At 70.3% G+C, this 9,441-nt stretch carries 11 protein-coding genes; 2 read left to right on the forward strand and 9 right to left on the reverse strand.

Annotated features, from left to right (window positions below):
• Positions 1-838: acyl-CoA dehydrogenase family protein (locus tag G6027_RS04500; protein WP_182635771.1), on the forward strand; the 838-nt coding region annotated here is incomplete at its 5' end.
• Between the two features lie 43 nt (positions 839-881).
• On the opposite strand, the gene G6027_RS04505 is transcribed toward G6027_RS04500, so the two are convergent.
• The 7 genes from G6027_RS04505 to G6027_RS04535 all read right to left on the reverse strand — a co-directional run bounded on the left by G6027_RS04505 (position 882) and on the right by G6027_RS04535 (position 6,218).
• Positions 882-1,157: a Rho termination factor N-terminal domain-containing protein gene (locus tag G6027_RS04505; RefSeq protein ID WP_182635773.1), complete on the reverse strand. Its 276-nt coding sequence runs from the start codon at positions 1,155-1,157 to the stop codon at positions 882-884.
• 72 nt (positions 1,158-1,229) lie between these two features.
• Positions 1,230-1,700, reverse strand: coding sequence for an FABP family protein (locus G6027_RS04510; protein ID WP_182635775.1), 471 nt, complete (start codon positions 1,698-1,700; stop codon positions 1,230-1,232).
• A gap of 9 nt (positions 1,701-1,709) precedes the next feature.
• Positions 1,710-2,246, reverse strand: coding sequence for a DUF488 domain-containing protein (locus G6027_RS04515; RefSeq protein WP_182635777.1), 537 nt, complete (start codon positions 2,244-2,246; stop codon positions 1,710-1,712).
• A complete protein-coding gene (locus G6027_RS04520; RefSeq protein WP_182635779.1) occupies positions 2,246-3,226 on the reverse strand; it encodes a DUF808 domain-containing protein in 981 nt (326 codons plus the stop codon). Before G6027_RS04520 ends, G6027_RS04515 begins: the two co-directional genes overlap by 1 nt.
• A gap of 121 nt (positions 3,227-3,347) precedes the next feature.
• The gene (locus G6027_RS04525) at positions 3,348-4,226 is read right to left on the reverse strand and encodes an oxygenase MpaB family protein (RefSeq protein WP_182635781.1); all 879 of its coding nucleotides are present in this window, start codon (positions 4,224-4,226) and stop codon (positions 3,348-3,350) included.
• A 117-nt stretch (positions 4,227-4,343) separates the two neighbouring features.
• Positions 4,344-5,594, reverse strand: a complete 1,251-nt coding sequence (locus tag G6027_RS04530; RefSeq protein ID WP_346995629.1) for a multidrug effflux MFS transporter — start codon at positions 5,592-5,594, stop codon at positions 4,344-4,346.
• 114 nt (positions 5,595-5,708) lie between these two features.
• Positions 5,709-6,218, reverse strand: coding sequence for a hypothetical protein (locus G6027_RS04535; protein ID WP_182635783.1), 510 nt, complete (start codon positions 6,216-6,218; stop codon positions 5,709-5,711).
• Between the two features lie 138 nt (positions 6,219-6,356).
• Here G6027_RS04535 and G6027_RS04540 point away from each other — a divergent pair, with 138 nt between their 5' ends.
• Positions 6,357-6,836: a VOC family protein gene (locus tag G6027_RS04540; RefSeq protein ID WP_182635786.1), complete on the forward strand. Its 480-nt coding sequence runs from the start codon at positions 6,357-6,359 to the stop codon at positions 6,834-6,836.
• Between the two features lie 35 nt (positions 6,837-6,871).
• Here the strand turns inward: G6027_RS04540 and G6027_RS04545 are convergent, their stop codons facing one another.
• The gene (locus tag G6027_RS04545; RefSeq protein WP_182635788.1) at positions 6,872-8,569 is read right to left on the reverse strand and encodes a fumarate hydratase; all 1,698 of its coding nucleotides are present in this window, start codon (positions 8,567-8,569) and stop codon (positions 6,872-6,874) included.
• 64 nt (positions 8,570-8,633) lie between these two features.
• Positions 8,634-9,200 (reverse strand): methyltransferase domain-containing protein, encoded by a 567-nt coding sequence (locus G6027_RS04550; RefSeq protein WP_182635789.1) that lies wholly within the window; start codon positions 9,198-9,200, stop codon positions 8,634-8,636.
• Between the last annotated feature and the right edge of the window lie 241 nt (positions 9,201-9,441).

A 9,441-nucleotide genomic window follows, 5' to 3' on the forward strand; every position in this document is an offset into this window, starting at 1 on the left:
CTACCTCCGCCACGCGGCGGACCGGTCGGACGCCGCCCGGCGGACCTATCGCGCCGTGGCCACGGGCGACCGACCCGGCGTGACCGGCATGGCCGTGGCCCAGCGTCAGGCGGTCGGGTTGGGCAGAGTCCCCATCACCGCTACGCCGGTCGACGGTGGCTACCGCATCGACGGCCCGGTTGCGTGGGCCTCCAACGTCTACGAGGACAGCACGATCGTCCTCGCCGCCAACACGGAGGACGGGCGCAGCCTCGTCCTGGCCTTCGAGGCGTCGACTCCCGGGGTGGACATGCGCAGCGCTCCGGATCTGCTGGCGCTCAACGCCACGGCCTCGACCATGATCGGGCTCAACGGTGTCGTCGTCCCCGACGAGCAGGTGCTGGGGGAGGACCTGGGGGACTTCTTGTCCGGCGTGCGTCCGGAGTTCCTCGTCCTGCAGGCCGCGTTCTGTTCAGGTGTCGCGGCGCGTTCTCTCACCGAGGTCGAGGGACTCCTCGAGGGCCTCGGTGCGTTCTCCGCCGACGAGCACGCCACGCTGGTGGAGCGCCACGAGCACATGCACTCGGAGCTGCACCGTCTGGCGTCGAGGCCGGGAGAGGGCACTCTCGTCGACCTCCTCCTGGTGCGCCTGGACGGCGCCGAGATCGCTCCCGCCGCCACGCGACTCGAGGCCATCCTCTGCGGTGGCATGGGTTATGCACAGGGCGCGCCCGCCAACCGTCGGATGCGTGAGGCCGCGTTTCTCCCCGTCCAGTCCCCTTCGCAGTCCCAGCTGCGGTGGGAGCTCGACCGGCTGGGGGTCTCCCGGCTCGTGTGGCTAGGTGGTGCGGCGCGCTGACGGACCGGGCACCGGGCCACACGCCGACCTGAGAGCGCGCGGCTCAGTGGTCCCGCAGTGCCTCGATCAACTCGTCCTTGTTCATGGACGAGCGGCCCTCGATGCCGATCTCCCGGGCGCGGTCGCGGAGGTCGTCGACGGTCCAGTCCTCGTACGAGCCGGCCTTGCCACCCTTGTGGCCGACCTCGGACCGCGATTCCTTGGCCGAGGCGTTGGCGATCCGGGCGGCCTTCTCCTTGCTGGCGCCGTCGTCGCGTAGTGCCTTGTAGACCTTCTCGTCCTTGATGTTCGGCTGTCGGTCGTCCTTCTTCTCGGCCACGATTCCTCCGGTCGTCACTAGATGTGCGTGTCAGTTCCCATGGTCGCCTCAGCCGCACGCAGTGGCCACCGCTCAGACCCGCCGCAGCTCCGAGTGGAGGTGATGGGTCATAGGCACCCCGACCGCCGCCATGGCGAATGTGGTGACCAGTCTGTCCCCGGTGAGTTCGTACCGGCGCCTGGTGGCGTCCACCTGCTTGGCGGTGGAGCTGTTGGCCACCCGGGCCTGGAACTCCAGGACGAGCGAGTCCGCCTCGGCCACGACGGTGCCCTCGGCGAGTTCGGTCTGTCCCATGGGTTGGGCCAGGATCAGTTCGGCGGTCCCGGCCCCCGGGATGCGCAGGTACCCCGTCTCGGTGTGCATGGGGGAGCCGTCCGCGCTCCACGACCGCTGGACGTAGTGCAGGAACGGCTTGCCGATGTCCGTGAAGACCACCTCGTCGGTGTACCTGAAGTCCTCGATGGTGGGATACGACCCCGCGCCGTCACCTCTCCAGGTGCCGAGAAGGGCGGCGACGGGGGCGAGGGAGGGTGCCGGTTCCATGCCACGAGCCTAGGCGACGCCGGCGTCCCACACCGGCTGTCCGTGGGCGTCGAGCCGGAGACCTTCGCTCGGACTGTGCCCGGTGATCTTCCCGCTGTGCATGAGGTGTCCTACAGGGAGGTCGTGGATCGTCGTGGTCACATCGGCCACGATCCTGCGATGGCAGCGCCACCACACGGACTCCGAACACATGACCGCGGTGCGCTGGGAGCGCGCGTCCTCGACGACCCGGTCCAGTGCCGCACGGAATTCGGCCGTGCGGGTCCACGCGCTGTAGGCGCGGAACGCCTCGACGCGCCACCAGGTGTCGGGGGACTCGCGCCGCTGCTCCGCCGTGAGGGTGCGGCGGCCCCCGAGTTGCTCCTCCCAGCGGTAGTCGATGCCGACGTCCCGGGCGAGGTCCGGCACCGCCCCCTTGGCTGCGGCGGAATTGGCGCGACTTCCGGGAAAACGACGGATGTCCACCAGGAGCTCCACCCCGGCGCCGGTGAGCAACGCGCCGAGCTCGTCGCCCGCGAGCCGACCGTGCCCCACGGTGAGGAGCATCAGTTCCCCGGGTGCCCGGTCCCGGCTGCCTCCGCGGAGGCGGTCCCGGGCCCCGACTCGTCCCCTCGTCGGGGGACCACGTGGGCGACGGCCACCACCACGGCGCCGACGACCAACCCGAACAGCAGCGAGCACACCGTGTTGACCAGCCACCCGAGCACGTTCCCGACGCCCGCGACCGCGGCGGCGGGCTCCTCCAGGAGGTGCACCAGGTGGTAGGGGGCGCTCCCCCCGAGTTCGTCCAGTCCCACGAGCAGGATGTGTCCACCGACCCACAGCATCGCGAGCATCCCGACGAACGAGATCACCTCGAGGACCGTCGGCATCGCCTTGACCAGACCACTGCCGAACCTCTGCGTCCCGGGAGAGTCCTTCCCGGCCAGGTGGAGACCGATGTCGTCCATCTTGACGATCACCGCGACCACGCCGTAGACGAGCGCGGTGATGAACAGTCCCACCACCACCAGGATCGCCGCACGGGTCCAGAACGGCTCGTCGGCGACCTCGTTGAGCGCGATCATCATGATCTCGGCGCTGAGGATGAAGTCGGTGGTCACCGCCCCGCGGACCATCCGCTTCTCCGCGTCCGGGCCCTTCTCGACGACTGGTGTGGCCTCCTCGTGGTGGCCGGAGACCCGCTCCCACACCTTCTCCGCGCCCTCGTAGCAGAGGTACGCACCGCCGAGCATCAACAGCGGGGTGAGGATCCACGGCACGAACTGGCTGAGCAGGAGGGCAAAGACGATGATGATCGCCTTGTTGCCCAGGGAGCCCGTGGCGATCCGACGGATGATCGGCAGCTCCCGTGACGGCTCCACGTCGCGGACGTACTGCGGGGTCACCGCGGTGTCGTCGACCACCACTCCGGCGGCCTTGACGCTCGCGCGCCCCGAGGCGGCCGCGATGTCGTCGGTGCTGGCCGCGGCCATCCGGGCGAGGACGGCGATGTCGTCGAGCAGGGCGGCGAGACCACCGGCCATGGGTACCTCACTGTTGCGGGCGGGAGAGGTCCCCGCCGACGGGACGGCCGACCCGTGCCGGGTCGGATCGTCACAGGGTAGCCCCGTTCGGCTCGCCGCGCCCTCGCAGCCCGGCTCCGTCTCAGCCCTCCACTGCGTCCAGGACCCACCTGAGTGTCGACACCCCGGTCCGTCCGAGGTGCAGGGCCACCGGTCGGGAGCCGAAGGGCCCGTCGGGGAGTGCGAGCGTCCTGCGCGCCCAGTGGGGCAGTGCCGCGACCGCGCCCTCGCGCAGCATCGCGTAGGCGGGTTTGTCGGTCCACCCCACGGGCGGTTCGTTCAGCAGGAAGTGTCGGGCGTCGAGCGCGGCCGGGGAGGCCTCGAGCTCGGGCCGGTACTCCTCGAGAGCCGCGTCGAGCTCGGCGACGGTCATCGGGACGCTTCTGGCCCCCAGCATGATCCCGGTGCGCGACGCCTGCCGCACGTACTCGTCTCGCCGCTCCGGCGACATCGGAGTGCGACCGTAGAGACGGTGGCACTCGAGGAAGCTCCAGATCTCGGCGACGTGGACCCACCGCAACAGGTGCGGGTCACGGGCGTCGTAGGGTCGGCCGCGATAGTCGGTGCCCACCACCGCCCGGTGCACGCCGTTGATCGTCCGGATGAGCTCCGTGGCGTCGGAGACCGTCCCGAACGTCGTCGTGGCGATGAACTGCGAGGTGCGCTGGAGCCTTCCCCAGGGGTCACCGCGGTAGTCGCTGTGGTCGGCCACCCCGGCCATGGCCAGTGGGTGCAGCGACTGCAGCAACAGGGCGGTCAGGCCGGCGGCGAACATCGAGGCGTCGCCGTGCACCGCGCAGATCGCGTCCCCCGGTGAGTTCCACCGTTCGCCCTCGGAGTGCCAGATCCGCTGCCGTCGCTCGGCGGCGTCGTCACCGGCGATCCGTGAACGCACCACCAGCCCGGCCCGTCGACGGGCCCCGGTCAGGGCTCGGGACGCCGTTGTCGTCATCACTGGCATGGCGGACACCACCTCGGGGGTCGGTCGTGCCCGTCACCATACCCCTGGTATGGGCAGCGCTGGTGGAGCCGGGACGGCATCGGTCGGCTGTCACCGTCGAGTTGCCGACCGCGGCTCTCACGCGGCGCGAACCGGCCGGCGGAAGACCGCCATCACCGCCACCACGACCGGGAGGGCGCAGGCGCCCATCACCACGAGCATCGGGAGGGCGGAGTGCGGGCCGTCGACCCCGGTCAGCGGCGAGACCAGGGCCGCCAGGCTGAACTGCGCCGCGCCGAGCAGCGCGGACCCGGAACCCGAATGACCCCGGGTGGCCTGCATGGCCAGCGCTGCCGCGTTGGGCAGGATCGCGCCGATCGACAGGGTCAGCAGGATGAAGCCCGCGGTGACCGGTGCCAGCCCCAGCGTGCCGGCGGGGGACAGGGCGACGACGACGGCGAGCACCGCGATCGCCGAGAGCATGCCGACCACCCCGGTGGCGAGGATCTTCTCCGGTGCGAACCTGCCGACCAGGCGTGCCCCGGCCAGATTCGAGGCGAGGATGCCGAGAGCGTTGACGGTGAACGCGACCGAGTACGCGGTGGGGGAGAGGCCGACCATGTCCTGGTAGATGAACGGGCTGGCGGAGATGTACGCGAAGAGCACTCCGAAGGTGAACACGAACAGCGACACCCGGGCCACGAAGGGCCCATGGGTGGCCACGACCCACATGTCGGACAGGGTCGACGTGATGCCGCCGGTGCGGCGGTTGTCGGGGTGCAGCGTCTCGGGCACCGCCGAGACCACGCCGATCGCCGTGACCACGGACAGGCCGGCCAGCAGCCAGAACACGCCCCGCCAACCGCCGAACGGCACCACGGCGCCGCCGATGAGCGGGGCGATCACCGGCGCCACCGATTGGAGGGCCATCAGTGTCGCGAACGCCTTGGCGACACCGGCCCCGCGGCCGACGTCCACCACCACGGCCTTGCTCAGGACGATCCCGGCCGCGCCGAAGAACCCCTGGGCGACCCGTCCCAGCACCAGTACCCAGATCGACGGGGCCAGCGCACACACCACGGCCGCGACCGCGGTGCCCACCGAACCCAGGATCAGCAGGGTGCGCCTGCCCATCCGGTCGGAGAGCGGACCGATCACGAGCTGCCCCGCGGCCAGCGAGACCATGAAGGCGGTCAGGGTGAGCTGGGCGACCGAGGCGGAGACGCCGAACTCGCCGACGATCAGCGGCAGCGCGGGCAGGTAGGTGTCGGTCGCGAACGGCCCGATCGCCCCGGCCAGGGCGAGGGGCAGGAGTATGGCGGCGGGTACGGGCCCCGCCAGCGCGGACGGAGAACTCGGCGCCTGGGCGCGGGACCGGGTGGACTTCACGGGTGGACGATAGCCCCGCCGATGTGGGTCGCGCGACGCCCCGATAACCCGTTTCCACCCCCGCTCCGATGCCCGAGGGCGGGCGATCAGTGCTGGTGACGAGCGGTGTGTCGGCTAGCTCGCCCGGACCTCCGCGACCCCGTCGAGGTACGTGATGACCCCGCCCTCGAAGGTGGAGATCCATCCGCCGTCGGTGGTGGCCTCGTCCGCGGTGGGGAAACCCAGTTCGCCCCCCGGCCCGCCCGCGTCCAGGTAGGCGGTGAGGATCTCACCTTGAACCACGAAGGCGCGCCCTGCGGGGGTGAGGACGATCGCCCCGCGTTCGAATTCTGTGATCGAGCCGTCCTCTACATCGGTGGCGGGACCGGTGGCCCGCCCCAGCTCGCCCGCCTCGCCGCCGAGGTCGTTCCAGCGGTCCGCCACGGGTGCCGGGATGTCGACCGTCGAATCGGCGGGCCCGGGAACGGGGGCCGAGCTCGTCGTGGTCATCACCTCGGAGGTGGCCGGCGACGCGCCGGTCGCTCCGTCCTGATCCGATTCCCCGTCCGTCCCGCAGGCGGAGAGCCCGGCGGCGGCGGCCGCGGCGACGGTGACTGCGGCGAGGGCACGCGTGATCCTGTTCATGCACGCTGATCCTAGTCGCGGCCGGGTGGATGTGACTTTCGTTGCCGGATCGCGATGCGCCGGGGTGTTCCGCGGGGCCCGCGGTGGGTGGACACTGGATCCGGGCCACGCCCGTCGGGGCGGCAGGAGGGGAGCGACATGTCGACGTTCGTCACGTGTCTGTGGTTGAACGGGCAGGCGGAGGAGGCCGCGGAGTTCTACTGCTCGGTCTTCCCGAACTCGCGCGTCATCGCGGTCGACGAGTCGCCGGTCGACACCCCGGGGCCGAAGGCCGGAGAGGTCCTGACCGTGGAATTCGAGCTCGACGGGCGGGCCTTCCTCGCCCTCAACGGTGGTCCGGGGGTCGAGTACACCGACGCGATCTCGCTGGAGATCAGGTGCGCGGACCAGGCCGAGATCAACCACTACTGGGACGGCCTGCTGGCCGGCGGGGGCCGGGAGGTGCAGTGCGGCTGGCTCATCGACCGCTACGGCGTGCGGTGGCAGGTCGCGCCGGAGTGGTTGTACGAATTGTGGCGCTCGGGGGACCAGGCGGCCACCGCGCGGGCCTTCACGGTGATGATGGACATGGTCAGACTCGACGTCGCCGCACTGGAGGCGGCCGCCCGGGGAGTCTGAATACAGCGCCTCCCCGGGCGATCACCAGCCGGTCTTCAGAGCCCGGGGCGCTTGCCCACCGTCAGCGTGACCTCGCCGGTGTGGGCGAAGAAGTCCTCGCCCTTGTCGTCGACCACGATGAACGCGGGGAAATCCTCCACATCGATCTTCCACACCGCCTCCATGCCGAGCTCCTCGTACTCGATCACCTCGACGTGTTTGATGCAGTCCTGTGCCAGCCGCGCGGCGGGGCCGCCGATCGAGCCCAGGTAGAAGCCGCCGTGGGTGGCGCAGGCATCGGTGACCTGCGTGGAGCGGTTCCCCTTGGCCAGCATGACCATGGAGCCGCCCGCGGCCTGGAACTGCTCGACGTACGAGTCCATGCGGCCGGCGGTGGTGGGGCCGAACGACCCTGAAGGCATGCCTTCGGGGGTCTTGGCGGGACCGGCGTAGTAGACCGGGTGATCCTTGAGGTACTGCGGCATCGCCTCGCCGGCGTCGAGCCGCTCCTTGATCTTGGAGTGGGCGATGTCGCGGGCCACCACCAGCGGACCGGTGAGGGACAGGCGGGTCTTGACCGGGTGCTTGCTGAGCTCGGCGAGGATCTCCGGCATGGGCTTGTTGAGGTCGATCCGCACCGCGGCGCCCTTACCCGTCCCGGACACGCCATGCGTCGCGGCGTCCAGCTCGGCATCGGTGGTGGCGGGCAGGAACCGACCGGGCTCGAACTCGAGCTGCTCGAGGAACACGCCCTCGGGGGTGATCTTGGCCTTGGCCTGGCGGTCGGCGCTGCAGGAGACGGCGATCGCGACCGGGAGTGAGGCCCCGTGGCGGGGGAGCCGCACCACGCGGACGTCGTGACAGAAGTACTTGCCGCCGAACTGCGCTCCGATCCCGATCTGCTGCGTCAGCTCGAAGACCTTCTCCTCCAACTCCACGTCGCGGAATCCACGGCCCGACATGGCTCCCTCCCGGGGAAGCTCGTCCAGGTAGTGCGCCGAGGCGAGCTTGGCCGTCTTGACCGCGAACTCGGCGGAGGTGCCGCCCACCACGATCGCCAGGTGGTAGGGCGGGCAGGCCGCGGTGCCGATCGAGCGGATCTTCTCCTCGATGAACTGCATCATCCGCTCGGGGTTGAGGATCGCCTTGGTCTCCTGGTACAGGAAGGACTTGTTGGCCGAGCCGCCACCCTTGGCCATGAACAGGAACTTGTAGCTGTTCTCGTGGCCGGGAGTGGTGTCGGCGCCGATCTCGATCTGGGCCGGCATGTTGTTGCCGGTGTTCTTCTCGTCCCACATGGTCAGGGGGGCGTTCTGCGAGTAGCGCAGGTTGAGGCGGGTGAACGCGTCGTAGACGCCGCGGGCGACCGCCTGCTCGTCGGGACCGGGGGTGAGCACGTGCTGGCCGCGCTCGCCCTTGACGATCGCGGTACCGGTGTCCTGGCACATCGGCAGCACCCCGCCGGCGGCGATGTTGGCGTTCTTGAGCAGATCCAGTGCGACGAACTTGTCGTTGTCGCTGGCCTCGGGGTCGTCGAGGATCTTGGCCACCTGGGCCAGATGGTCCGGGCGCAGGTAGTGGGAGATGTCGTGCATCGCCGTCTCGGTGAGCAGCCGGATCGCCTCGGGTTCCACACGCAGGAAGGTCGTGCCGTCCGGGCCCTCGACCGTGGAGACGCCCTCGGTGGTCAGGAGGCGGTACTCGGTGGTGTCCGCACCGACCGGGAGGAGGTCCTCATAGACGAACTCGGGCATTGACGCTCCTGGATCTTCGAGGCGGGTAAAACTTCCGTCCAGGATAATCGTCCGATTGCGCAGGTCAGAATCGGGTGTCCCGCAGCGGGACGAATCGGTATCCGCCGTGGTCGGTGACCTCGAGCTCCCCCCTCGTGCGCCGCACCCTGTGCATGACGTCCCGCCAGGGAGCGACCATCACGCCGTCGTCGTTCAGCTGGTCCACGAGGTCCTGCGGCAGGGCCTGGCCCATCGCGGAGACGAGGATCCGGTCGAAGGGTCCGTACTCCGGCAGGCCGAGCACCCCGGGTTCGGCGCGGTGGACATGAACCCACGGAAGGGTGTTGGCCGCCCGCGACCTCTCGACCAGCTCCGGCACCAGCTCGACCGCAAACACCTCCGAGGCCGGGCCTCCCAGTTCGCCCAGGATCGCGGAGGTCCATCCGCTGCCGGAGCCCACGTCGAGGACCCGCATCCCGGGGAACGGTTCGAGGAGGGTCATCATGTCCGCCACGGTGGAGGGCTGGGAGTTCGTCTGCCCGAAGCCGATCGGCAGCGGCGCGTCGCGGCGGTGGTCGCCCGCGACCTCCGGTGGGAGGAACCGACGCCGGTCCTGGGCGCGCATCGCCCTCCGGACCTCCTCGGTGGGCATATCGGGCCTCCTTCGCGACGGGCCTGCGATGTCGCGATCCTACTCGCGCGCGGGTCCCGTGGCCACGGGCGCGAGCCGGGTAGCGCGGGGCCCGCACCCTCCCCTTCTGAGGGAAGGCACACCTTAGTTTTGCCCTGGCGGCCGCGGGGTGGTTAAGGTGAGCCTTACCTACTCACTACTACTGATTCAGCCCGGGAGAAACAGTGAACCGATTCCCCACGATCGTCGCCGCGGCAGCCGC

Origin of the sequence: Dietzia sp. SLG310A2-38A2 (assembly GCF_014145095.1) — a bacterium.
Lineage (GTDB): Bacteria > Actinomycetota > Actinomycetes > Mycobacteriales > Mycobacteriaceae > Dietzia.

Excerpts from the sequence above, each read along its gene's own strand:
- G6027_RS04510 (WP_182635775.1), bottom strand. The coding sequence starts at position 1,700 with ATGGAACCGGCACCCTCCCTCGCCCCCGTCGCCGCCCTTCTCGGCACC.
- G6027_RS04515 (WP_182635777.1), bottom strand. The coding sequence starts at position 2,246 with ATGCTCCTCACCGTGGGGCACGGTCGGCTCGCGGGCGACGAGCTCGGC.
- G6027_RS04520 (WP_182635779.1), bottom strand. The coding sequence starts at position 3,226 with ATGGCCGGTGGTCTCGCCGCCCTGCTCGACGACATCGCCGTCCTCGCC.
- G6027_RS04525 (WP_182635781.1), bottom strand. The coding sequence starts at position 4,226 with ATGCCAGTGATGACGACAACGGCGTCCCGAGCCCTGACCGGGGCCCGT.
- G6027_RS04535 (WP_182635783.1), bottom strand. The coding sequence starts at position 6,218 with ATGAACAGGATCACGCGTGCCCTCGCCGCAGTCACCGTCGCCGCGGCC.
- G6027_RS04540 (WP_182635786.1), top strand. The coding sequence starts at position 6,357 with ATGTCGACGTTCGTCACGTGTCTGTGGTTGAACGGGCAGGCGGAGGAG.
- G6027_RS04545 (WP_182635788.1), bottom strand. The coding sequence starts at position 8,569 with ATGCCCGAGTTCGTCTATGAGGACCTCCTCCCGGTCGGTGCGGACACC.
- G6027_RS04550 (WP_182635789.1), bottom strand. The coding sequence starts at position 9,200 with ATGCCCACCGAGGAGGTCCGGAGGGCGATGCGCGCCCAGGACCGGCGT.